The sequence below is a fragment of the Planomonospora antibiotica genome (assembly GCF_014647955.1).
In the GTDB taxonomy this organism is placed as follows: domain Bacteria; phylum Actinomycetota; class Actinomycetes; order Streptosporangiales; family Streptosporangiaceae; genus Planomonospora; species Planomonospora parontospora.
In genome coordinates this window covers 21,396-44,824 of sequence record NZ_BMQE01000045.1, presented here as the reverse complement: position 1 = coordinate 44,824, position 23,429 = coordinate 21,396, and the positions used below count along the sequence as shown (strand labels likewise).

The following is a 23,429-nucleotide window of genomic DNA, read 5'->3' as shown; positions in this document are numbered from 1 at the left end:
TTCCGCCCGCCCGGGGCCGGGGTTCCGCGCACTCCGCGGGTTCCGCCCGCCCGGGGCCGGGGTTCCGCGGGCTCCGCGGGTTCCGCCCAGGGCAGAGGGCTCGTCCCGTCCTCGGGCCCGGCCCGTCATCGGGGACGGCGGCGCCCGATTCATCGGCGGGTCAAGAGGAGTCCCGGAAGCGGCCATATATGGAACGCGACACGGAAGCGCCGTTTTCTGAATCAAGAATCCGGACATAAGGGACATGTCGCAATGTCAACGTACCGAGGAGGGACGAATGATATTCAAGCGACTCGCCGGCGCGTTCACCGCGGCCGCCATCGCCAGTGGTGGCTTCGTGGCACTCACCACCGCCGCCGCGACCCCGGCCCAAGCCGAAACGGTATGCGCCTACAAGGTGCGCAACGTTCCCAGCGGCAATTACCTCAACGTCCGCCGGAAGCCGAAGAAGACTTCCAAGTTGGTCGATCAGATCGACCCGCGCTACGCGGTCGTGGGCCAGTGCAAGCTCGCCACCGCGAACTGGCGTGCAGTCCAGGGACACAGGACGATAACCACGGGCTACGTCCACAAGCGCTATCTGAAGAAGGTCCTGAAGATCACCCGCTAGGTCTCCCTTTTCGGCAGGTGGTCACGTGTCGTGGGGCCGGCCGGTCCCACGACACGGCCGTCCCCCCGGGCACCGGCGGCCGGCCCCCAGCGGAAGAGGGCCGTCGGAACATCCGCTCCAGCGTCCACCGGCGCATTCCCCGTCCGGCCGGACTTTCTTTCATTCTTCCGGCGCTCAGAACACGGAGTTCGGCGCCCAGAATACGGAAAAAGGCATCGGATCGGTTCCCGACCGCCCGCGCGGGCCCATCACGGGGATTCGCAGCGACCGCGCGACCGGCGTCGATATCGCGATCGCCGCTTCCGCCGCAGCAGGTCCGCGTCGACCCCCCAACGCGTCAAGCGTCGACCGCCCACCGCGTCAAATCGTTCCCAACGGGACCACGGAGGAACCCCATGCCGGGGCCATGCCCGGGTCCTCCGGCCGGAGCCGGCCGCATCCGCCTCTCGCGCCGTCACGCGTGCCGCCGTCCCCGCCCTCCCCCGAGGACCGGCAGCGGGCGGCCCCCGGTGGGTGCACGCCGTACCGGTGGAACGCACATCTCGTCCCGCGGGCCGGTCCGGAGCGGCACGGGCTCTCGTACGATGACGAGGTGCTCGCCGCTCTTCGTTCCCTGTGGAACGAGCCACGCCCCCCCGACCCTCCGCCGTGGACATGGCGCGACCCGGCGCTCGTGGGGGTGCTCGTCCCGGCCGCCGTGCTCGAGGGGTTCCTGCGTCCGGACCTCCCGTGGCGGGTCGTCTCGGTGGCCGTCGCCGTCGGGCTGGTGCCCACGCTGCTGTGGCGCCGGACCCGGCCGCTGCTCGTGATCGTGATCTGCTTCGCCGTCACGGGCCTGGTCCCGCTGCTGACGGGCGGGCCCCCTTCGGAGATGTACACGATGGCGTACCAGCTGATCCTGCCGTACGCGTTGTTCCGGTGGGGATCAGGGCGCGAGGCCGCGATCGGACTAGCGATCATGGTTGTCTCGGCCTCCCTGTCGGTGGTCACCGGGCGCACCGCCGGAGCCGACGCGATCGGCGCGTTCACCTTCCTGTCCGCGACCGTCGCCCTGGGCGGCGCGTTCCGGTACCGGTCCCGGGCGAGATCGCGTGAGCTCGACCAGGTCAAGCTGCTCGAACGCGAACAGCTGGCCCGCGACCTGCACGACACCGTCGCCCACCACGTCTCGGCGATGGCGGTGCGCGCCCAGGCGGGCCTCGCCACCGCGGAGTCACGGCCGGAGGCCGCGACCGAGGCGCTCCGCGTGATCGAGGCCGAGGCGGCGCGCGCGCTCGACGAGATGCACGCCCTGGTCCGCGTCCTGCGCCGGGACCGGCTGGACGAGCCGGTGGACCTGGCGCCCGGCCGGCGCATCGCCGACATCGGGCGGCTCGCGGGCCGGAGCCGCTCCGGTCCGGCCGTCGACGTGGAGATCTCGGGCGACCTCGGCGGCCTCCCCCCGTCGGTCGAGGCCGCGGTCTACCGCCTCGCCCAGGAGTCCGTCACCAACGCCGTGCGGCACGCGCGCCACGCCACCCGCGTCGAGGTCCGCGTCACCGCCGACGACACCTCGGTGCGCCTGCGCGTGAGCGACGACGGCGACGGCGGTCTCGTCCGCCCGGCCGCCTCACCCGGATACGGGATCATCGGCATGATCGAGCGCGCCCACCTGCTCCGCGGCACCTGCACGGCCGGCCCCGGCCCCGACCGGGGCTGGACCGTGAGCGCCGTACTGCCCCGGACCGGGGCGGCGACGTGAGCATCCGGGTGGTCGTCGCCGACGACCAGGAGATCGTCCGCACCGGGCTCACGATGATCCTCGACGCCCAGCCGGACATCGAGGTCGTCGGCGAGGCCGCAGACGGGCGGCGGGCCGTCGAACTGGCCCGGCGGCTCCGTCCTGACGTGTGCCTGTTCGACATCCGCATGCCCGGCCTCGACGGCATCGCGGCCACCCGCGCCCTCGCCGGACCCGACGTCGCCGACCCCCTCGCCGTCGTGGTCATCACCACGTTCGACCTCGACGAGTACGTCTACGCCGCGCTGAGGGCCGGCGCCCGGGGTTTCCTGCTCAAGAACGCCGGCGCGGCCCTGCTCTCCCAGGCCGTCCACGCCGCCGCCGGCGGTGAGGCGCTCATCGCGCCGAGCGTCACCGCGCGCCTGCTCGGCACCTTCGCCCGCACCGGGCCCGGATCGGCCCCGGCGCAGCCCATCGAGGCGCTCACCGGCCGGGAGGAGCAGATCCTCGCCGCCGTGGCGCGCGGGCGGACCAACGGCGAGATCGCCGACGAGCTCTACATCTCCCTCAGCACCGTCAAGTCCCACATCGCCAGCCTGATGGCCAAGCTCGGCGCCCGAAACCGCGTCGAGATCGCCATCTGGGCCTACGAGACCGGCCGCGTCAGGCACTGAGCCGGACGGGCCGGGTCACCTGCCGCTGGACGGCCCCCTCGGCCGTGTCAGGCGCTGAGCCGGGCGCCGAGCCGGTCGCGCCGGACCGTCGGCCGCCTGCGGACGGCCCACTCGGCCACGGCGACGTTGATCACCCAACCGGCGGTCATGAGCAGTGCGGTGGCGACCTCGCCGGGCGCCCCGAAGACCGCGACCCAGGGCAGGTGGGTCAGCACCTGCGTGCCCGCGCCCAGGCCGATCGCGTAGCCCCGGATCATCCAGGCGCGGTGCCGTACGACGTCCCGCCGCCGGATCGCGGTGAAGCCGAGGACGATGGCCACGGCCATGGCGGTGCCGAACACGAGCCGGACGCCGGAGAGCAGATCACTGCCACCGGCGGGATAGGGGTAGGACACCGTCATCCACAGCCCCGTGAGCGCCGCGACGAGTCCTGAGGGGACCAGGACCCGCCCGGCGGCACGGTGCCAGCCGGGCCGCCGGCGGCGGAACCGCGGAGCGAACTGGAAGGCTCCGAGAACGCTGTAGACGCTGACGCTGACGATGTGCAGCACCACGGGCAGCGGCACCGCGAAGAACCGCGCGTTCTCCGGCGTGATCTCCGCGCCGCCGGCCAGCTCGGTCAGGCGGGCGGCCCCCGCGACCATGGGCACGGCGCTCAGCAGGATCAGCGCCGCGGGTACGAACCGGCCTGTCGGCCTCTCATCGGTCATGACCCGATCGTGGCCGCCGGCACGATGGCGGCTCATCGCCGGAACGGTCTGATCCGACCTGGCCGATAGTCCGCCGATCAGGCGTACTTTCGGCTGATGAGCCCTCTGTGCGGGACTTCTACGCTGGCCCTCCACGGCTCGGGACGTGCCCGTCACCATGCGGCACCCGGACCCGCCGTGGAGGAGGGAAATTCGATGAAGGCGTTCGTCCTGCGCTCGTACGGCTCAACCGACGCACTGGATCTCACCGAGATCGACCGGCCCGTGCCCGCCGACGACGAGGTGCTGGTCCGGGTGCGCGCCACCTCCGTCCAGCCCTACGACTGGCACCTCATGAGAGGGGAGCCGTACATCGCGCGCCTGATGGCCGGCGGCCCCGGACTGCGCAAGCCGAAGATCCGCGTCCTGGGCGCCGACATCGCCGGGCAGGTCGAGGCGGTCGGCCGGGACGTGACGGAGTTCCGCCCCGGCGACGAGGTGTACGGCATGCCCAAGCAGGGCGGCTTCGGCGAGTACGCCTGCGTCCGCGCCGGAGAGCTGGTGCCGAAGCCGAAGAACCTGTCGTTCGAGCAGGCGGCGGCGGTGCCGATGGCGGCCGGCACCGCCCTGCTGGGCCTGCGCGACGACGGGCGGATCCAGCCGGGGCAGAGCGTCCTCGTCAACGGGGCCTCGGGAGGCGTGGGCACGTTCGCCGTACAGCTCGCCAAGGCGTTCGGCGCGCGGGTCACCGGCGTCTGCGGCACCCGGAACGTGGAACTGGTCCGATCGCTCGGCGCGGACGAGGTCGTCGACTACACCGCGGAGGACTTCACCCGGCGCGGGCAGCGCTACGACCTGCTGCTGGACTGCGCGGGGAGCCATCCGGCCTCGGCGTACCGGCGGGTGCTCGCCCCCAGGGGGGCCCTCGTCATCGTCGGCGGGCCGGGCGGCCGGTGGCTGCAGCCCGTCGGCCGCATCATCTCGGCGCTCGCGGTCTCACCCTTCGTGTCGCAGCGGACGGTCCTGACGGACGTGGTCCGGTGCACGGAGAACAGGCGGAACCTGACGACGCTGGCCGAGCTCATCGAGGACGGGCGCCTCACCCCGGTCATCGACCGGAGTTACCCGTTCGAGGAGATCCCGGCGGCCATCGCGTACCAGGAGCAGGGGCACGCCACGGGAAAGGTCGTCGTCACGGTCTGAGGCCCGGCCTCGTGGGGGTCCTCACATGGAATGATCTTGTCTTGCATCTGCCGCGCCGCTACGACTCTGCAACATCATGTGTCGCGTGGACGGAAGAGGACCACGTCGCCATGGAGTTGGGAACCGACTGACGATGAGCCCGGAAGAGGATTTCAAGCAGGTCGGCGCCGAGCTGGCCGACCTGGGCGTGCGGATCTCCACGATGATGGGGAGGCCCGCGCTCAAAGATCAGGCGGGGAAGGTGTTCGCGAGCCTGCAGCGTGACGGCGCGATGGTGTTCAGACTCGTCAGGGACACCCCCGAACACACAGCCGCGCTCCGACTGGCCGGGGCGTCCCTGTTCGACCCCTCGGGACAGGGCAGGACGGTGAAGGACTGGGTGGTCGTGCCCCACTCCTCGGCCGGGAAATGGACGGATCTGGCCGAGGCCGCCCTCAGCCGCCCACGCTGACCGGCAGGCCGCGTCGACGGTGTGGCGGCGGGTGCCCGGGCGGGGCAGGACGCGGAGGGGCAGCGTGGCGACAGCCCGCGGTCCATCGCGGTGTTCGAGGGCGTTCGCCCCGAGCACGGTCCAGACACCGGTGGGGCGCGACGTCGGGCCTGCGGTCGGGCAACGGCAGATCCCTCAGCCGCAGATCGACGTCGTCGTTCGCGGTGCGGAGCTGCGCTTCGCCACCGCCCATGTGACGGGTGATCTCAGCAGATCTAGAGTTTCCGGACGTCTCTCACGCGAGGAGCCTCACCGTGTTCCCTTTGACGATCCGCACCGCCACTCCTGACGACGCCGCCCTGCTCGCAGAGTTGAACCGTTTCGTTCGGGACATCCACGTAGAGCACCGACCGGACCTCTTTCGAGACCGTCCACCGAGCGAAGAGCTCGCTGTCGGCTTCAGGAGCCAGCTTGAACGCGAAGACGTCACGATCTTCATCGCGGAGCGCCCTGAGGGCGGAGCGGCCGGATCGCCGTTCCAATCGAGAACGGCGACTTCCTGGTTCATGGACGGGTCACCCGGCTTGACGCCGGTGCCGCCGATGCCGCGGTAGCCGCCGGGGTCGAGGTCAAAGGGATTTCCTCCGGCCGGTCCGGGGAGCGCTCAGCCATCGCCGGAGGTGGAGGAACATACTGACCACCAGTGCGCGCAGCACCCGCCGGCGGTGGAGGTCCCGCCTCTGCCGCGCTCCCCGGTAGGGAATCGGCCTCATGATCACGAGATCACCGTCCGGGACCCGTGCCCGCCCGGCCCCCCGGAACGTGCCCGGCCGAGCTCAGTGGGCAGATCCGGTCCGGCGGACTCGTCGCAGGCGAGTACCGCGACCCGGTCGCACCGCGTGGCGTCCCGTGTGGTCACCACCATGGTCGTGCCGCGTGCCGCGATCGCGGAAACGACCGGACCGATCTCGACCGACGGCTCGTCGACGAAGAGCACCTCGGGCGAGCGCAGCAGATTGCTCGCGATCCGCAGGTGGGTACGTGCCCTCGGTGAGCAGGTGCCAGCCCGTTCGTTTCCCGAGAGACCGACGAGGTCGAGCACCTCCTCGATGCGGGCGCGTCGGTTCCGGGGCGGCACACCGTACAGTTCGGCGAAGAAGCGTAGATTGTCGGCGGCGGAGAGCGCGGCCCACAGGTGGCCGCGACCGAACACCGACCCGATGTGGCGGCGAACGTACCGGCGCTGCTCGACCACGTCGTAGCCGCACACGTTGGCCGTGCCACCGGCCGGGGCAAGCCACGCGGCGAGCATCCTGACAGTGGCGGCCGCCCCCGCGCCGAACACGCCGAAGACCTCGCCGCGCCCTACCGTGAAGCTCACCCGCGGGCCTTTGGAATGGCGCAGATCGCGCGCCGCGATCACATGATCACTCATGAGGCGGACGGTACGCGGCCGTTGACCGGGCGGCGATGGATTCGGTGATCGCCGAATGTTCGGAGAGCTCAGCCGGATGCGTGCGCGTCCGACGGCGAGCTCAGCAGGTCGAGCAGGGCGAGTCCGGTGGGCTCCAGGCCGTACAGCACCCGGCGGCCCGCTCTGCGGCGGTGCACGACGCCGGCGGCCGCCAGACCGGACAGGTGCTCGGACACGGTGCTGGGCGCCAGCCCGAGCATCGCCGCGAGCCCCGCCGTCGTCGAGGGTCGCGGGTGCAGGGCGCGCAGCACGGTGGCCCGGCCGTTGCCGAGGAGCACTGAGAGCCGGTCCCGTTCCGTCCGCGGGGGAAGGTCTCGCCCTTCTCCGCCGGCGAGCACCACCGAGCCGCGGGACTGGTAGGAGACGGCCACCACGTTCTCATCGCTGGTGGTGCAGATCAGGGCGCCTGGCGAGAAGATCAGCGGGATCAGCAGCAGTCGCTGGCCGGCGGAGACGAACGCGTGCTCGTGCGGCTTGATCAGTGTGAGCGCGGGACGCTCCCATCTGATCCGTTCATGCAGGACGCCGAGGATCTCCTCAGGGCCGTCGACGGCCAGCAGTCGCGCCCGGAAGATCATCTCTTCCTCCAGCGCACCCCGCATGGCGGGCCAATGCGATGCCAGCGCCGCGTCCCAGTAGGCCTGGAGCCCGTCCGCCAGTTCACCGAGAGCTCGCGCCGGATCCTTACGGAACCCGTCCAGGTCGGGTGTGCCGGCCTGGGCGTTCAATTCGGCGTCGATGACCTCGGGGCTCGTCGCACACAGCCGGTCGAGCTCCTCCTCGATCGTCGGGAACGCCGTTCGCGGAACCGGTGAGAAGAAGTCGGGGAGCTGCGAGCCGAGCCGGAAGACGAGATCGACCGGCGTGGTCTGCGGCACTGTGGCCAGCACCGACCTGGCATGCGTCGCCCACCCGTCGTACGGCCAGGGCACCCGGGTCCGGCGGAGCAGGAAGAGGCTGGACAGCGTCTCCCAGAGCGGGCTTGTCGCGATTCTCGTCCTCGCCAAGGTGAGTTCGTCAAGCTCGATCCGGATCACGCCATGAATGTAGCAAGGGGGCAGTCCACGAGGAGAAACGAACCACATGTCCAGGCGGGCCGGACTCTGTGAAGGCGGATAAGAGTCCCGGTCTGGCGGCCGGCGGCATGCAGGATCATCGCTTCCCAGGGATGACGTTCCGCCCTCGCTCAGACGGCTCACGATGCATCTCGGCCCCACGCAGACCGCCGGGGAAGGTCAGCCCCATGTGCTCTGCCCACGGACCGACACCTCGTCGAAGACCGCCTTGCTCACTCCCCGGCGGACGCGATGCCGACCGGGCACGCGACGCCGGTGCCGCCGAGACCGCTGTGGCCGGAGAGACCCGTGCTTGTGGATTACAGCTTCGGCATCAATGAGGGTTGCGCGCGGCGGGCGTCGTCAGCTGAGCCAGAGAACTCGCAGAATGACCACGCGTAGCTGATCTTCGAGGATGAGGTAAACGGCCAGGCCCTCGCGGTGGTCACCGAAAGGGTGAGCGCGCATGTTCGCGTCCGGGCGTTTCCTGTTGTAGGAGTCACCGCTCCACGGGTGGATTTCGAGGAGATCGACGAGGGAGGCGAAGGAGAGCACTCCTTCCTTGGGAAGGGCCGCGATCTCCAGGGACGCGTTCTCCTCGACCTCCACGGTGTACATCTACAGACCCAGGCGCTCTCTGACCTCGGCCCAGGGCCGGGTGGGCACGTCTTCGCCGCGGGTGAGCTCATCTGCGCGCTCGAGCATCGCCCGATGTCCCGAGGCATCGGTCGATGACCAGGCGACCCGCCACCACCGCTCAAGGAACGACGTCACCACCGTCAGGTCGAGTGTCTCGGTCGCCTCGGCCATGACGGCCCGGAACTCCCGGTCGAAGTCACCGACCTCTTCGGGCAGCAGGGCGGCCCGGATCGCTCGCGGGGTCTTGTCCGGCGCCGGCAGGAAAGGCGGGGCGTTCGTGGGGCCGTGTGGTTCTGCGGTCATCGTGTCGGTCACCTCCACCCGCCAGGCTAGAGGACGCCGCCGACACTTGGCAGGCAACCCGGTAGGCCGGTCGAGCATCGGATCCAGAACGGTGACTCCCCGCTCCACGAACGGGTCACTTAGCTTGACGTCGGTGCCACCGATGCCGCAGCGACCGGAGAGCCCTGAAACAAGATCCGGAGCGCCCCGGGCACTTCTCAGGCGGCTGGAGCCTTCGGTGTCAGACGGACCTCGACATCCGCGTCCAGGGCGCGTGCCAGACGTTCCAGAACCGGCAAGGTGGGGATGGTCCCGCCCGCCTCGAAACGGGCCACCGCGGACTGGGTCATGCCGGCCTCCCGGGCCAGGTCGCTCTGGCTCCACCCCCGCCCCTCGCGCATCGTCCGGACCGTCCTGCCCAGCTCGTAGGCGATACGTGCGGCCTCATACGCCTCGGCCGCACCCGGCTCGTCCATCCGGCGATCCCTGAGCTTATGGGGCGCGGCTCTCTCACATTCTGTTTTCGCACAAACGCGTTGGGCGAATGAGCATGGTCTCCGACTCCCACCACGGTGGCGTAAGCCGTACTGGAACGACCTTCAGAGGAAGCGCAGCGGCACCCGGGCAGCCGCTATTCCTCCGTCACCGTCAGACCCGTCGGGCAGGACCATTCGGACGGGTCACCCAGCTTGACGTTGGTGCCGCCGATGCCGCAGTAGCCGCCGGGGTTCTTGAACAGATATTGCTGGTGATATTCCTCCGCGAAGTAGTACTCACCGGACGGGGCGATCTCCGTGGTGATCGGGCCGTGGCCGGCCTCGGCGAGGACCTTCTGGTAGGCGTCGCGGGAGGCGAGGGCGGACTTCTCCTGCTCCGGGGAGTGGAAGTAGACCGCCGAGCGGTACTGCGTGCCGACGTCGTTGCCCTGGCGCATGCCCTGGGTGGGGTCGTGGTTCTCCCAGAAGACCCGCAGCAGCTCCTCGTACGACACCGCGGCCGGGTCGAAGACGACCCGGACCACCTCGGCGTGGCCGGTGAGCCCGCTGCAGACCTCCTCGTAGGTCGGGTTGGGGGTGTGGCCGCCCGCGTAGCCCACCGAGGTGGACACGACACCGGGGGTCTGCCAGAACTTGCGCTCGGCCCCCCAGAAGCAGCCCAGGCCGAAGTCGGCGGTCTCGACGTCGCCGGGGTACGGCGGAGCCAGCGGGGCGTCGAGGACCATGTGCCGCGCGGGCACCGGCATGCGCGCGTCCCGCCCGGGGAGCGCGTTCTCCGGGGACACCATGGAAGTCTTCTCCCTGCCGAAGAGCCAGCCCATCGGAACCTCCTCCTGTCGCCTTACTCCGCTCTCCTCAACCGCACCGGGCCATCGGGTGTTCCCGTAAGCGAAGCTTAACGATCACATCAGAACCACTAACTTGTGTTAAACAAGGTAAGCAGTCAAAATAGGCGACATGCCTGAATCGCGCCGCGGAGTCCTGTACGGCATCGCCGCCTACAGCATGTGGGGCCTGTTCCCGCTCTACTGGCCGCTGCTCAAGCCCTCCAGCGCCCTGGAGATCCTGGCCCACCGCATGGCCTGGTCGCTCGTGGCGGTCGTCGCCATCCTCGCGGTGCGACGGCACTGGTCGTGGATCCGGGAGATCGCCCGCACGCCCCGCAAGATCGGCCTCCTGGCCCTCGCCGCGCTGATCATCACGGTCAACTGGGGCGTCTACATCTACGCGGTCAACACCGGGCACGTCGTCGAGAGCGCCCTGGGCTACTTCATCAACCCGCTGGTCAGCGTGCTCTTCGGTGTCTTCCTGCTCAAGGAGCGGCTGCGCCCGCTGCAGTGGGCGGCGGTCGGGCTCGGCGCCGCGGCCGTCGTCGTGCTCACCCTGGACTACGGACGGCTGCCGTGGATCGCGATGGTCCTGGCCGCCAGCTTCGGCACCTACGGCCTGGTCAAGAAGACCGCCCAGGTCGGCGCGGCGGAGAGCATGGCGATCGAGACGCTCGTCCTGCTGCTGCCCGCCCTGGGCTACCTGGGTTACCTCGCGCAGCAGGGCACCGGCACCTTCGGGAGCGCGGGCGCGGGGCACGCGCTGCTGCTCGCCGGGGCGGGCGTGATCACCGCCGTCCCACTCATCTGCTTCTCCGCGGCCGCGATCCGCGTCCCGCTCACCACGATCGGCCTGCTGCAGTACATCGCACCGGTCCTGCAGTTCCTCTGCGGCGTGTTCGTCGCCCACGAGGTGATGCCGCCGAGCCGCTGGGCCGGGTTCGCCATCGTCTGGCTGGCCCTGTCGGTCTTCACCTACGACAGCCTCCGCACCGCCCGCGCCGCCCAGGCGGCCCGCCGCGCCGAGCGGCTGGAGCCCGCCGCCGCCTGATACCGCCACCCCGGCCTCACGCCGCCGCCTGATACCGCCACCCCGACCCTGTCGCCGCCGCCTGATACCGCCACCCCGACCCTGTCGCCGCCGGATCCCGCCGCCCCGGCCTCACGCGCCCGCCCGCCGTACGGCCCGCCCTAACGCCCCGGTACGGCCCCGAGGCCCCGGACGGCGGCCACCAGCGGCCGCAGTTCCGGGTCGGTGCCGGCGCGGTCCAGGGCGGTCTCCAGGGAGCGCTCGTAGGTGGGCGAGGCCTCGCCCAGCCGGGCCCGTCCCTCACCGGTGATCACCGAGTAGACGCCGCGGCGGTCGGCCGCGCACAGGTCGCGGCGGGTCAGCCCCGCCTCCTCCAGCCGGGCGATGAGGCGGGTCACCGAGCTCTGGTTCAGCCCGACGGCCTCGGCCAGCTCCTGCATCCGCAGCTCGCCGTCCGGCGCGGCGGCGAGCCGCTTGAGCGCGCGGTACTCCGACAGGCCCAGGCCGTGGCCGCGTTGGAGCGCCTTGGCCAGTTCGGTCTCCACACGCGCGTACAGCAGGGCGAAACGGTCCCACGTCATTGTGAGCCCTCCTTACCTCTGAGCACCTGGCAGTGAGCCTACCTGCTCATGCAACAGATGCACACGCAAGGAAATGCCGCCGAACAGAGCCGGACGGGGCCGGGCGGATCAGCCGGAGCGCTCGACGACGTAGTCGCAGAGGGCGAGGTAGGCGGCGCGGGCCGGGATGTCGGGCAGGCCCGCCAGGTCCGCACGGGCGCGGTCGGTCCAGGCGACCAGCTCGGCGCGGGCCCGGTCCATGGCCGGGTTGGCCCGCAGCAGCGCCAGGGTCTCCTCGACGTCGTCCTCGGCCACCGGTCCGGACAGCAGCTCCCGCAGCCGGGCGTCGGCGGGGTCGTCGCCGGACAGGACGTAGAGCACCGGGAGCGTCCGGATGCCCTCGCGCAGGTCGGTGCCGGGCGTCTTGCCGGACTCGGTGGACTCGGAGGCGACGTCCAGCAGGTCGTCGCTGAGCTGCCAGGCGACGCCGATGGCCTCGCAGGCGCTCGCCAGGCGCTCGACCACGTCGGGCGAGGCGCCGCTCAGCAGGGCGCCGAAGCGGCCGGAGGTGGCGATCAGCGAGCCGGTCTTGTCGGCCAGCACCTCGATGTAGTGCCGGACCGGGTCGTCCCCGTCGCGGGGGCCGGTGGTCTCGCGGATCTGGCCGCGGACGAGCCGGGAGAAGGTCTGGGCCTGGATGCGGATGATGTCCGGACCGAGGTCGGCGAGGATCTCCGAGGCCTGGGCGAACAGGTAGTCGCCGGTCAGGATGGCCACGGTGTTGTTCCACCGGGCGTTGGCCGACTCCGAGCCCCGGCGGACCGGGGCCTCGTCCATGACGTCGTCGTGGTAGAGCGTGGCCAGGTGGGTCAGCTCGATGACGACGGCCCCGGGGACGACCCCGGGGGCGTCCGGCGTGCCGAACTGGGCGGCGAGCAGCACGAGCATGGCCCGGAAGCGCTTGCCGCCGGCCTCGATGAGGTGCCTGGACGCCTCCGTGACGAAGGCGTCCTCGCTCTCCACCGAGGACCGCAGCAGCTTCTCCACCTCGGCCAGGCCCGCGGCCAGGTCCTGCGCCAGCCGCTCGTCGACGAGCGGGAGATCGACAACCGGTGGCGCAGCCATGGGTTCCTACACTTCCTAGCGAATGAACAGGGCCGAAGCCGCCTCGCCGGCCAGGTCCAGGACCGGCTGCGGGAAGACTCCGAGGACTACGGTAGCCGCTGCCGCGAGGGCGACCACAGCCGAGGTGCCGATGGTGGGCGTCGCGATGGTCGGCCCGTCGGCCGCCGGCTCGCTGAAGAACATCAGCACGATCACGCGGACGTAGAAGAACGCCGCGATGGCCGAGGTCACCACGCCCACGACGACCAGGGGCAGCGCGTCGCCCGCGACCGCGGCGGAGAACACCGCGTACTTCCCGAAGAACCCGCTGGTCAGCGGGATGCCGGCGAAGGCCAGCAGGAAGAACGCGAAGATGCCCGCCAGGATCGGGGCCCGCTTGCCGAGGCCGGCCCACCGGGACAGGTGCCCGGCCTCGCCGCCCGCGTCGCGGACCATCGTCACCACGGCGAAGGCGCCGACCGTGGTGAAGCCGTACGCCGCCAGGTAGAACAGGATCGCCGAGAGCGCGCCCTGGTTCTGCTCGAAGGCGCCCGTCGCGATCACGCCGGTCAGGATGAAGCCCGAGTGCGCGATCGACGAGTAGGCCAGCATGCGCTTGATGTCGGTCTGGGTGATGGCCAGGACCGCACCGACGATCATGGTCAGGATCGCGACACCCCACATCACCGGGCGCCAGTCCCAGTCCAGGTTGCCCAGGGCGACCCAGAAGACCCGCAGCAGCGCGCCGAAGGCCGACACCAGGACGGTGGAGGCCATCAGGGCGGTGACCGCGGTGGGCGCGCCCTGGTAGACGTCGGGCTTCCACGCCTGGAACGGCGCGGCGCCGAGCTTGAAGAGCAGGCCGACGCCGAGCATCGCGGTGCCGGCCAGCAGCAGCGCGTTCTGTCCGCTCACCGTGCCCAGCGCGGCGCTGATGGCCTTCAGGTCGAGCGAGCCGGCGTAGCCGTACACCAGGGCCATGCCGTACAGGAAGAAGGCCGAGGAGAACGAGCCGAGCAGGAAGTACTTGACCGAGGCCTCCTGCGAGAGCAGGCGGCGCCGGCGGGCCAGGCCGCACAGCAGGTACAGCGGCAGGGAGAGCACTTCCAGGGCCACGAACATGATCAGCAGGTCGTTGGAGGCCGGGAAGAGCATCATGCCGCCGACGGAGAACAGCAGCAGCGGGTAGACCTCGGTCTGGGCGTATCCGCTGCGGACCGCCTCCTCCTCGTCGGCGCTGCCCGGTACGGCCGCAGCCTGCGCGACGAACTGGTCCTCGTCGTTGATAAGGAGCGTGCTGACGATCGCCAGGACCAGGATGAGGCCCCAGATGAACAGGGCGGGCCCGTCCACCGCGACCGCGCCCATGGCGGACGGGGTGGTCGGCACGCCCTCCCTGACCACCTGGAGGACCGTCATCAGGAAGGCCCCCGCCAGCGCCAGCAGCGTCAGCGGCACGTGGACCGACTTGCGCAGGTAGCGCGGGAAGAACGCCTCGACCAGCACACCGACGATCGCCGCGCCGAAGACGATCAGCATCGGCGCGAGCAGGGCGTATTCGATCGTCGGCGCCGGAATGGTGGTGCCGTTCACTGGCCGGCCCCCTTCTTCTCAGCGGCGGTGGAGGCCGGCTGCTTGTCCAGCACCTGGGCGCTGTCCAGCGTCTTGTCCACCGCGGGGTTGATCACGTCGAGCACCGGCTTGGGGAAGAAGCCGAGCGCGATGATCGCCGCGATCAGCGGGGCCACCACCCACTTCTCCCGGCCGTTGAGGTCGGTGAAGCCCTTGACCGAGTCGGCCGTGGGCCCGTTCATCATGCGCTGGTACATCCACAGGATGTAGATGGCCGCCAGGATCACGCCGAGCGCGCCGATGATCGCCGGGACCGCGTAGCGCTCGTAGGTGCCGATGAGGACCATGAACTCGCTGACGAACGAGGACAGGCCCGGCAGGGCGAGACCGGACAGGCCGGCGATCAGGAAGGCGCCCGCGAGCAGCGGGGCGACCTTCTGCACGCCGCCGTAGTCGGCGATCTGGGCCGAGCCGCGGCGGTGGATCAGGAACCCGGCGATCAGGAACAGCGCGCCGGTGGAGAAGCCGTGGTTGACCATGTAGAGCGTGGCGCCGGCCTGCGCGTTCTGCGTCATCGCGAAGACGCCCAGCGCGATGAAGCCGAAGTGCGAGATCGAGGTGTAGGCGATCAGGCGCTTCATGTCGGTCTGGCCGATGGCCACGATGGCGCCGTAGATGATGCCGACCACCGAGAGCACGATCACCAGCGGGGTGAAGAACTTCGACGCGTCGGGGAACAGCTCCAGGCAGAAGCGGAGCATGCCGTAGGTGCCGACCTTGTCCAGCACGCCCACCAGCAGCACGGCCGCGCCGGCCGGAGCCTGCGCGGCGGCGTCGGGCAGCCAGGTGTGGAACGGCCAGAGCGGCGCCTTGACCGCGAACGCGATGAAGAAGCCGGCGAACAGCCACTTCTGCGTGGCCGGGTCCTGGATGACGCCGATCAGCTCGGGGAACATGAAGGTGTTCTTCTCGGCGACCACGTAGAGCGCGATCACCGCGACCAGCATGAGCAGGCCGCCGAAGAGCGAGTAGAGCAGGAACTTCACCGCGGCGTAGGACCGCTGCACCCCGCCGTACGACCCGATCATGAAGTACATCGGGATCAGCATGGCCTCGAAGAACACGTAGAACAGGAAGATGTCGGTCGCCGCGAAGACGCCGATCATCATCGCCTCCAGCACCAGCAGCAGCGCGAAGTAGGTCTTCGCGGAGCGCCTGGGCGCCGGGGCGTCGTCCCTGCCGTCGGGCGCGGGCCCGTCGGTGTCGTGCCAGGAGGCCAGGATCACGATCGGCACGAGGACCGCCGACAGGGCGATCAGCACCAGGGCGATGCCGTCCACGCCGAGGCCGTAGTTCACGCCGAAGGCCGGGATCCAGCTGTGGGTCTCGGTGAACTGGAAGCGCTGCCCGTTCGGGCTGAACTGGACCGCCATCGCGACGGTCAGGCCGAGCACCACCAGCGAGACCAGCAGCGCGAGCTGCTTGGCGGGCTTGTGGCTGCCCTTGGGGAGGCACGCCACCCCGACCGCGCCCAGTACGGGCACGGCCATCAGTATCGAGAGCCAGGGCATCACATGTTCCCTACGTAGAGCAGCGCTCCGACGACCACTGCGGCACCGAAGAAGATGGACAACGCGTACGAGCGGACGTAGCCGGTCTGCACGCGGCGCAGCCGTCCCGAGGTCCCGCCGATGCCCGCGGCCAGGCCGTTGACCAGGCCGTCGATGCCCCGGTTGTCGAAGAACACCGACAGGCGGGTCAGCCACTGGCCGGGCCGCATGAACAGCGACTCGTTGAGGGCGTCGCCGTACAGGTCGCGGCGGGCGAAGGCGGTGAGGAAGGAGCCGCGCGGGGCGACGGCGGGCACCTCGGCTGCGCCGTACCGCATCCACGCGAAGGCGACGCCGGCGGCGACCAGCGCGAGCGTGGTCAGCGCCGCGAGGCCGACCCCGAAGACGTGCGGCTCGGGCAGCTCCGCCGGCGCGCCGACGGCCGGGGCGAGGAAGGAGGCGAACCGGTTGCCCAGGACCAGGAAGGCGCCCAGGCCGATCGAGCCGATCGACAGGATGATCAGCGGCCAGGTCATCACCGCGGGCGACTCGTGCGGGTGCGCGTCGTCGGCCCAGCGCTTCTTGCCGAAGAAGGTCATGAAGACCATCCGCGACATGTAGAAGCCGGTCAGGCCGGCGCCCAGCACGGCGAGCCAGCCCAGCACCGGGTTGTGGTGCATCGCCGTCTCGATGATGCCCTCCTTGGTGTAGTAACCGGAGAGCAGCGGGAAGCCGATGATGGCCAGGTAGCCGATGACGAACGTGACCGAGGTGATCTTCATGACGGAGAACAGCCCGCCGTAGCGGCGCATGTCGACCTCGTCGTTCATGGCGTGCATGACGGAGCCGGCGCCGAGGAACATGTTGGCCTTGAAGAAGCCGTGCGTGATCAGGTGGCCGATCGCGAAGGCGTAGCCGGCCGGGCCGAGGCCCGCGCCGAGCATCATGTAGCCGATCTGCGACATCGTCGAACCGGCCAGGCCCTTCTTGATGTCGTCCTTGGCGCAACCGATGATGGCACCGGCGAGCAGCGTGGCGACGCCGACGATGGTGACGACCAGCTGCGCGGTCGGGGCGGCCTCGAAGAAGGCGCCGGAGCGCACGACGAGGTAGACGCCGGCGGTGACCATGGTCGCGGCGTGGATGAGGGCCGAGACCGGGGTCGGGCCCTCCATCGCGTCCAGCAGCCAGGCCTGCAGCGGCAGCTGGGCCGACTTTCCGCAGGCGCCGACGAGCAGCAGCAGGCCGATCGCGGTCAGCGTGCCCTCGGAGGCCTGGGTCGCCACGTCGGCGCCGAGGTCGCGGAAGGCCAGCGAGCCGAAGGTCGTCCAGATCGTGAAGATGCCGATCAGCAGGCCGAAGTCGCCGACCCGGTTGATGACGAAGGCCTTCTTGGCCGCGGTGGCCGCGCTGGGCTTGAACTGCCAGAAGCCGATCAGCAGGTAGGAGGCCAGGCCCACGCCCTCCCAGCCGATGAACAGGCCGAGGTAGTTGTCCGACAGCACCAGCAGGAGCATGGCGGCGACGAACAGGTTCAGGTAGGCGAAGAAGCGGCGGCGGTCGTGGTCGTGCGACATGTAGCCGATCGAGTAGATGTGGATCAGCGATCCCACACCGGTGATCAGCAGTGCGAAGCTGATCGACAGCGGGTCGATCAGCACGCCCAGGTCCGCCATGCCGGGGATGAACTCGAACAGCTCGATGCCGCGGCGGCGCTCTGCGGGCGACAGGCCGGTCAGCTCCACGAAGGAGGCGACGGCCACCGCGAAGGCGCCCAGCGACATCGCGACGCCGAGGAGGTGGCCCCACCGGTCGGTACGGCGCCCGCCCAGCAGGAGGATCGCGGCGCCGAGCAGCGGCAGCGCGATCATCAGCCAGGAGTAGCCGATCGCCCCACCGGTGTGCTGGACGATCTCAACAGGAGATTCCACCGGCCACCTCTTAGTACTTCAGCAGGTTGGCGTCGTCCACGGACGCCGACCTGCGGGTTCGGAAGATCATCACAATGATGGCGAGGCCGATCACGACCTCCGCCGCGGCCACCACCATCACGAAGAACGCGATGAGCTGGCCGTCCAGGTTTCCGTGCTGCCGGGCGAAGGTGACGAACGCCAGGTTGCAGGCGTTGAGCATGAGCTCCACGCACATGAACACCACGATCGCGTTGCGCCGCAGCAGCACGCCGACGGCCCCGATCGCGAACAGCAGCGCGGAGAGCACCAGGTAGTGGGTGGTCACTGGCCGTCCTCCTTGATGACCGCGTCCTTGGCCTGGATCGGCTGCTCCGGCTCGACGCCGTGCTCCCGCTCCTCGGCCTCGCCCTTGGCCAGGGCCTCCCTGATCATGGCGGCCTTCTCCGGGTCGGTCGGCGCGAAGTCGTCTTCCAGCTCGTGCCGGGCGAGGACCCGGTTGATCGACTTGGCCGAGACCGAGCCGTCCGGCAGCAGGGCCGGCATGTCGATGGCGTTGTGCAGGGCGTAGGTGCCCGGGCCGGGCAGCGGCGAGGGCTGCGGGCCGGAGAAGCGGGCGCGGGCCAGGTCGCGCTGGGTGGCCTTGGGCCGGACCCGCTCGCGGTGGGCCAGCACCATCGCGCCGAGCGCCGCGGTGATCAGCAGCGCCGAGGTGACCTCGAAGGCGAAGACGTGCCTGGTGAAGATCATCTCTGCCAGGGCGGGGATGTTGCCGCCCTTGGCCTGCGTCACCTGGCCGACGCCCACCGCCGGGGTGAACACCACGTTGCCGACCGCGAGGCCCAGCAGCGCGGCGAAGCCCAGGCCCGCGACGATCGCCCAGAAGCGCTGGCCCCTGATCGTCTCCACCAGGGAGTCGGAGGAGTCCACGCCGACGAGCATCAGCACGAACAGGAAGAGCATCATGACGGCGCCGGTGTAGACGATGATCTGCACCGCGGCGAGGAAGGGCGCGTCCTGGACGGCGTAGAGCACGGCCAGCGAGAGCATCACCACGCCCAGCATGAGCGCCGAGTAGACCGCCTTGCGGCTGAAGACGAGCCCGAGCGCGGCGGCCACGGAAACGACCGCCAGCACCCAGAACGTGATGGCCTCACCCATTGGTACGTCCCAGCCGGTAGTAGTCCTCTTCGGTCTCGCCGAGGCGCATGGCGTGGGGCGGGGCCTCCATGCCGGGGCCGAGCGGCGCCAGGAGCATCTCCTTGGTGTAGATGAGCCCCTCGCGCGTCGAGTCGGCGAGCTCGTACTCGTTGGTCATCGTCAGGGCGCGCGTCGGGCACGCCTCGATGCACAGACCGCAGAGGATGCACCGCAGGTAGTTGATCTGGTAGGTGCGCCCGTAGCGCTCCCCCGGGGAGAAGCGCTCGGACTCGGTGTTGTCGGCGCCCTCCACGAAGATCGCGTCGGCCGGGCACGCCCAGGCGCACAGCTCGCAGCCGACGCACTTCTCCAGGCCGTCGGGCCAGCGGTTGAGCTGGTGCCGGCCGTGGAAGCGCGGAGCCGTGGGCCGCTTCTCCTCGGGGTAGTTGACCGTCTCGACCTTCTTGAACATCGTGTGGAAGGTCACGCCGAACCCCTTGATGGGGTTCAGCCAATCAGTTGCTCCCACTGGGAACCTCCGCAGTCTTGTCAGCGCGTGTCTCCAGCGCGGCCGCTGCCCCGTGGTAGTGCGGCAGGTCGAGCGGCGGTACGGGGAACCCGCCGGCGTGCGGGTCCTCCTGGAGCTGCCGGAACTCCGCCTCGACCTGGGCCGCCCTGGCCTCCTTGCGCTTCTGCAGGACGTTGTCGAAGCGCAGCCAGATGGCGAAGCCGCCGACGACCACGACCGAGGCGATGATCATGACGACGGTCCGGTCGGTGCCCTGCAGCTGCATGGCGCGGACGGTGGCGACCAGCATGATCCAGCCGAGGTTGATCGGGATGAGGATCTTCCAGCCCAGCGCCATCAGCTGGTCGTAGCGGACCCGCGGCAGCGAGGCGCGGCACCAGATGAAGAAGGCGAACACCAGCACCATCTTCAGGAAGAACCAGAGCAGCGGCCACCAGCCGGTGTTGGCCTCCGGCCAGAAGGTGCTGATCGGGAACGGGGCCCGCCAGCCGCCCATGAACAGGGTGATCGACACGGCCGAGACCACGAAGACGTTGACGTACTCGGCGAGCATGATGACGGCGAACTTCAGCGAGTTGGAGTACTCGGTCTGGAAGCCGCCGACCAGCTCGCCCTCGCCCTCGGGCAGGTCGAAGGGGACCCGGTTGGTCTCGCCCAGCATGGTGACGATGTAGATCAGGAAGGACGGGATGAGCAGGACCATGTACCACGAGGGCATCGGGATCGACAGCCCGCCCAGCGTGACCGTGTTGCCCACCGCCTGCGCGGCGACGATCTCCGAGGTGGAGAGCGTGCCCGCGTAGAGGAACACGCCGACGAACGACAGGCCCATCGCGATCTCGTAGGAGACCACCTGGGCGCTGGCCCGCAGGCCGCCCAGCATCGCGTACGGCGAGCGGGAGCCCCACCCGGCGAGCACGATGCCGTAGACGCCGATGGAGGCCATGGCCAGCACCAGCAGCACCGCGACCGGCAGGTCGGTCAGCTGCAGCGGGGTGACCGTGCCGAAGATCGAGACCTTCGGGCCCATCGGGATGACCGAGAAGGCGATGAAGGCCGGGGTGGCCAGCACGACCGGGGCGATGAAGTAGATCACCTTGTCCACGGTCCGCGGCATCAGGTCTTCCTTCAGACCCATCTTCAGGCCGTCGGCCACCGACTGGAGCAGGCCGAACTTGCCCGCCCGGTTGGGGCCGTACCGGTTCTGCATGCGGGAGATGAGCTTGCGCTCGAACCACACGCCGAACAGCACGCCCAGCATCAGGACGACGAAGATGACGGCGCCCTTGAGGATCATGATCCCGACCGGGTCCTTGCCGAAGTCGGCGAGGCCCGGCATGTTCGGGTCGGCAGCCGGGGCCGCGAGAAGAAGAGATGTGTTCACAGGTCGCTCACCGCTCCTCGTTCGCTACGCGGGCCGCTCGCACCTCGCGGACCGCTTCGCTCACTGCGTCGGGCCGTATCCCGCTCATGAGGCACTTCCGATCTTGACGATGTCGCCGGCCGCGGCGCGCAGGTCGCGGGTCACCGAGCGGCCGCCCGAGTTGGCCGGCAGCCACACCACCCGGTCGGGCAGGCCGGCGATCCGCACCGGCAGGCTCAGCGAGCCCTTCCCGGTGGTGACGGTGATCTTGTCGCCGTCGGCGACACCCGCCTCCGCCGCGGTGGCCGCCGACAGCAGCGCCTCGGCCACCGGAGCGGTACCCGCCAGGAACGGCTCCCCCACCTGGAGGCGGCCGTCGTCGAGCAGCTGGTGCCAGGTGGCCAGGACGGCCTCGCCGGCCTGCGGGACGGCGGCGGCCGTGCCGGCGGAAACGGCCGGGGCCGCGGCCCGCGCGCCCCGCCACGCGCCGAGCGAGGCGAGCTCGCGCCGGGCGGCGGCCGGGTCCGGCAGGCCCAGGTGCACGTCCATGTGGTCGGCGATCGCGGAGATGATCCGCAGGTCGCTCATCACCCCGGGGACCGGCAGGGCCTCGGCGAACGTACGGCCGCGGCCCTCCCAGTTGACGAACGTGCCCGACTTCTCGACCACCGTGGCGACCGGCAGCACCACGTCGGCGCGGTCGGTGACCGCGCTGGCGCGCTGCTCCAGGCTCACGATGAACGGGGTGTTCTCCAGGGCCGCCAGGGCGGCCTCCGGGTCGGGCAGGTCGTAGGGGTCGACACCGGCCACGACGAGGGCGTCGAGCTCCTCGCCGAGCGCCGCCGCCAGCATGGCGGAGGTGTCGCGGCCCGGGGCCTCGGGCAGCGAGGCGACGTCCCAGGCCCTGGCCACCTCGGCGCGGGCCTCGGCGTCGTCGGCCGGACGGCCGATCGGGAGCAGGCCCGGCAGCGCCCCGGCCTCCAGCGCGCCGCGCTCGCCGGCGCGGCGCGGGACCCAGGCCAGCCGGGCGCCGCTCGCCTCGGCGAGCTTCAGCAGGGCCGTCAGCGCGCCGGGGATGGTCGCCAGGCGCTCACCGGCCAGGATGACCGCGCCGGGCTTCCTGACCGCCTCCGCGGCCTCGGCGAGCGCCGGGGCGGAGGAGGCCAGGTCCGCGAGGACCTTCGCCTCGGTGCCGGGGACGGCCTCCACGAGCGTGCCGCTCATCTTGGCCAGGCCGGGGGTGGCGAACGGCGCGACGGAGAAGACCTTCAGGCCCTTCTTCCGCCAGGCCTTGCGCAGCCGCAGGAAGACGATCGGCGACTCCTCGTCGGGCTCGAAGCCCACCAGGAACACCGCCGGGGCGTTCTCCAGGTCGCGGTAGCGGAGCTCGATGCCCTTGCCCGCGACGGCGTGCGCCAGGAAGCGCGCCTCCTCCTCGGAGTGCGGCCGGGCCCGGAAGTCGACGTCGTTGGTGCCGAGGGCGATCCGGGCGAACTTCGCGTAGCCGTACGCCTCCTCGACGGTGACGCGGCCGCCGACCAGCACGCCCGCGCGCCCGCGGGCGGCGGCCAGGCCCTTGGCCGCGGCGGCGAACGCCTCGGGCCAGGAGGCCGGGACCAGGTGGCCCTCCTCGTCACGGACGAGGGGGGTCTTCAGCCGGTCGGGCTGGTTGGCGTAGGCGAAGGCGAAGCGGCCCTTGTCGCAGTTCCACTCCTCGTTGACCTCCGGGTCGTTGCCGGCCAGGCGCCGGGTGACCTTGCCGCGGCGGTGGTCGGTCCGCAGCGAGCAGCCGCTGGCGCAGTGCTCGCACGCGGTGGGGGTGGAGACCAGGTCGAAGGGGCGGGCCTGGAAGCGGTAGGCGGCGCTGGTCAGCGCGCCCACCGGGCAGATCTGGATGGTGTTGCCGGAGAAGGAGGACTGGAACGGCCTGCCGTCGGCCGTGCCGACCTGCTCCTTGGCCCCGCGCTCGAAGAACTCGATGAGCGGGTCGCCGGCGATCTCGTCGGAGAAGCGCAGGCAGCGCGCGCACTGCACGCAGCGCTCGCGGTCCAGCAGCACCTGCGTGGAGAGCGGGACGGGCTTCTCGAACACGCGCTTGTGCTCGTGGAAGCGGGACTCGCCCTGCCCGTTGGACATGGCCTGGTTCTGCAGCGGGCACTCGCCGCCCTTGTCGCAGACCGGGCAGTCCAGCGGGTGGTTCATGAGCAGCAGCTCCATGACACCGCGCTGCGCCTTCTCCGCGACCGGGGAGGTGAGCTGGGTCTGCACGACCATGTTCGGCGCGACCTCGATGGCGCAGGAGGGCTGCGGCTTGGGGAAGCCGCGGCCGTTGCCCGCGTCCGTGATCTCCACCAGGCACTGGCGGCAGTTGGCCGCCGGGTCCAGCAGCGGGTGGTCGCAGAAGCGCGGGATCTGGATGCCGATCAGCTCGGCCGCCCGGATGATCATCGTCCCCTTCGGGACGCTCACCTGGAACCCGTCGATCGTCAGGGTCACCAGCTCCGCCGGCTGCTGCGCCGGGGTGGTGGGTTCGACGCTCATGGTGCCTCCTCCGTCGGCCCCATGACCGAA

Annotated in this window: 24 protein-coding genes; 7 read left to right on the top strand and 17 right to left on the bottom strand. The window is 70.5% G+C overall.

Features of this window, described 5'->3' with window-relative positions; translation table 11 throughout:
* The first annotated feature begins 277 nt into the window (after positions 1 to 277).
* The 3 genes from IEZ06_RS28960 (at position 278) to IEZ06_RS28950 (ending at position 3,004) form a co-directional block, all read left to right on the top strand.
* Positions 278 to 610, top strand: a complete 333-nt coding sequence (locus tag IEZ06_RS28960; protein WP_189239853.1) for a hypothetical protein — start codon at positions 278 to 280, stop codon at positions 608 to 610.
* Between the two features lie 592 nt (positions 611 to 1,202).
* Positions 1,203 to 2,351 (top strand): sensor histidine kinase, encoded by a 1,149-nt coding sequence (locus tag IEZ06_RS28955; protein ID WP_229798836.1) that lies wholly within the window; start codon positions 1,203 to 1,205, stop codon positions 2,349 to 2,351.
* Entirely contained in the window at positions 2,348 to 3,004 is a 657-nt protein-coding gene (locus IEZ06_RS28950) for a response regulator (RefSeq protein WP_189239851.1), read from the top strand. The genes IEZ06_RS28955 and IEZ06_RS28950 overlap by 4 nt, the downstream gene beginning before the upstream one ends.
* 47 nt (positions 3,005 to 3,051) lie before the next feature.
* Here the strand turns inward: IEZ06_RS28950 and IEZ06_RS28945 are convergent, their stop codons facing one another.
* A complete protein-coding gene (locus tag IEZ06_RS28945; protein ID WP_189239850.1) occupies positions 3,052 to 3,714 on the bottom strand; it encodes a DUF2306 domain-containing protein in 663 nt (220 codons plus the stop codon).
* A gap of 195 nt (positions 3,715 to 3,909) precedes the next feature.
* Between IEZ06_RS28945 and IEZ06_RS28940 the strand changes: the two genes are divergently transcribed.
* The 3 genes from IEZ06_RS28940 to IEZ06_RS28930 all read left to right on the top strand — a co-directional run bounded on the left by IEZ06_RS28940 (position 3,910) and on the right by IEZ06_RS28930 (position 5,940).
* Complete coding sequence (locus IEZ06_RS28940) at positions 3,910 to 4,896, top strand: NAD(P)-dependent alcohol dehydrogenase (RefSeq protein ID WP_189239849.1); 987 nt, start codon at positions 3,910 to 3,912, stop codon at positions 4,894 to 4,896.
* Positions 4,897 to 5,029: 133 nt separating this feature from the next.
* Entirely contained in the window at positions 5,030 to 5,347 is a 318-nt protein-coding gene (locus tag IEZ06_RS28935) for a hypothetical protein (RefSeq protein ID WP_189239848.1), read from the top strand.
* 302 nt (positions 5,348 to 5,649) lie between these two features.
* A complete protein-coding gene (locus IEZ06_RS28930; protein ID WP_189239847.1) occupies positions 5,650 to 5,940 on the top strand; it encodes a GNAT family N-acetyltransferase in 291 nt (96 codons plus the stop codon).
* A 161-nt stretch (positions 5,941 to 6,101) separates the two neighbouring features.
* Here the strand turns inward: IEZ06_RS28930 and IEZ06_RS28925 are convergent, their stop codons facing one another.
* From IEZ06_RS28925 to msrA, 6 genes are all read right to left on the bottom strand, one after another.
* Complete coding sequence (locus IEZ06_RS28925; RefSeq protein ID WP_189239846.1) at positions 6,102 to 6,749, bottom strand: ATP-binding cassette domain-containing protein; 648 nt, start codon at positions 6,747 to 6,749, stop codon at positions 6,102 to 6,104.
* Positions 6,750 to 6,829: 80 nt separating this feature from the next.
* Positions 6,830 to 7,837: an ArsR/SmtB family transcription factor gene (locus IEZ06_RS28920; RefSeq protein ID WP_189239845.1), complete on the bottom strand. Its 1,008-nt coding sequence runs from the start codon at positions 7,835 to 7,837 to the stop codon at positions 6,830 to 6,832.
* Between the two features lie 381 nt (positions 7,838 to 8,218).
* Positions 8,219 to 8,473 carry a hypothetical protein gene (locus IEZ06_RS28915; protein WP_203871854.1) on the bottom strand — a complete coding sequence of 85 codons (255 nt, stop codon included), beginning with the start codon at positions 8,471 to 8,473 and terminating at the stop codon, positions 8,219 to 8,221.
* The gene (locus IEZ06_RS28910) at positions 8,474 to 8,797 is read right to left on the bottom strand and encodes a DUF6247 family protein (RefSeq protein WP_189239844.1); all 324 of its coding nucleotides are present in this window, start codon (positions 8,795 to 8,797) and stop codon (positions 8,474 to 8,476) included.
* A 197-nt stretch (positions 8,798 to 8,994) separates the two neighbouring features.
* Positions 8,995 to 9,252, bottom strand: coding sequence for a helix-turn-helix domain-containing protein (locus tag IEZ06_RS28905; RefSeq protein WP_189239843.1), 258 nt, complete (start codon positions 9,250 to 9,252; stop codon positions 8,995 to 8,997).
* 155 nt (positions 9,253 to 9,407) lie between these two features.
* On the bottom strand, positions 9,408 to 10,094 hold the full coding sequence (gene msrA, locus IEZ06_RS28900) for a peptide-methionine (S)-S-oxide reductase MsrA (protein WP_189239842.1): 687 nt from the start codon (positions 10,092 to 10,094) through the stop codon (positions 9,408 to 9,410).
* A gap of 136 nt (positions 10,095 to 10,230) precedes the next feature.
* Here msrA and rarD point away from each other — a divergent pair, with 136 nt between their 5' ends.
* Entirely contained in the window at positions 10,231 to 11,151 is a 921-nt protein-coding gene (gene rarD, locus IEZ06_RS28895; RefSeq protein WP_189239841.1) for an EamA family transporter RarD, read from the top strand.
* Between the two features lie 140 nt (positions 11,152 to 11,291).
* On the opposite strand, the gene IEZ06_RS28890 is transcribed toward rarD, so the two are convergent.
* From IEZ06_RS28890 to IEZ06_RS28845, 10 genes are all read right to left on the bottom strand, one after another.
* Entirely contained in the window at positions 11,292 to 11,711 is a 420-nt protein-coding gene (locus IEZ06_RS28890) for a MarR family winged helix-turn-helix transcriptional regulator (RefSeq protein WP_189239840.1), read from the bottom strand.
* Between the two features lie 108 nt (positions 11,712 to 11,819).
* Positions 11,820 to 12,815, bottom strand: coding sequence for a polyprenyl synthetase family protein (locus tag IEZ06_RS28885; protein ID WP_189239839.1), 996 nt, complete (start codon positions 12,813 to 12,815; stop codon positions 11,820 to 11,822).
* A gap of 15 nt (positions 12,816 to 12,830) precedes the next feature.
* Positions 12,831 to 14,387 carry an NADH-quinone oxidoreductase subunit NuoN gene (gene nuoN, locus IEZ06_RS28880; protein ID WP_189239838.1) on the bottom strand — a complete coding sequence of 519 codons (1,557 nt, stop codon included), beginning with the start codon at positions 14,385 to 14,387 and terminating at the stop codon, positions 12,831 to 12,833.
* Positions 14,384 to 15,937: an NADH-quinone oxidoreductase subunit M gene (locus IEZ06_RS28875; RefSeq protein ID WP_189239837.1), complete on the bottom strand. Its 1,554-nt coding sequence runs from the start codon at positions 15,935 to 15,937 to the stop codon at positions 14,384 to 14,386. The genes nuoN and IEZ06_RS28875 overlap by 4 nt, the downstream gene beginning before the upstream one ends.
* Complete coding sequence (nuoL, locus tag IEZ06_RS28870; protein ID WP_189239869.1) at positions 15,937 to 17,787, bottom strand: NADH-quinone oxidoreductase subunit L; 1,851 nt, start codon at positions 17,785 to 17,787, stop codon at positions 15,937 to 15,939. Before nuoL ends, IEZ06_RS28875 begins: the two co-directional genes overlap by 1 nt.
* 70 nt (positions 17,788 to 17,857) lie before the next feature.
* Entirely contained in the window at positions 17,858 to 18,154 is a 297-nt protein-coding gene (nuoK, locus tag IEZ06_RS28865; protein WP_068898216.1) for an NADH-quinone oxidoreductase subunit NuoK, read from the bottom strand.
* Positions 18,151 to 18,987 (bottom strand): NADH-quinone oxidoreductase subunit J, encoded by an 837-nt coding sequence (locus IEZ06_RS28860; RefSeq protein ID WP_189239836.1) that lies wholly within the window; start codon positions 18,985 to 18,987, stop codon positions 18,151 to 18,153. The genes nuoK and IEZ06_RS28860 overlap by 4 nt, the downstream gene beginning before the upstream one ends.
* Positions 18,980 to 19,495 carry an NADH-quinone oxidoreductase subunit NuoI gene (gene nuoI, locus IEZ06_RS28855; RefSeq protein WP_084008490.1) on the bottom strand — a complete coding sequence of 172 codons (516 nt, stop codon included), beginning with the start codon at positions 19,493 to 19,495 and terminating at the stop codon, positions 18,980 to 18,982. Before nuoI ends, IEZ06_RS28860 begins: the two co-directional genes overlap by 8 nt.
* Complete coding sequence (nuoH, locus tag IEZ06_RS28850; protein ID WP_189239835.1) at positions 19,482 to 20,879, bottom strand: NADH-quinone oxidoreductase subunit NuoH; 1,398 nt, start codon at positions 20,877 to 20,879, stop codon at positions 19,482 to 19,484. The genes nuoI and nuoH overlap by 14 nt, the downstream gene beginning before the upstream one ends.
* Before the next feature lie 84 nt (positions 20,880 to 20,963).
* Positions 20,964 to 23,399 carry an NADH-quinone oxidoreductase subunit G gene (locus IEZ06_RS28845; protein ID WP_189239834.1) on the bottom strand — a complete coding sequence of 812 codons (2,436 nt, stop codon included), beginning with the start codon at positions 23,397 to 23,399 and terminating at the stop codon, positions 20,964 to 20,966.
* Between the last annotated feature and the right edge of the window lie 30 nt (positions 23,400 to 23,429).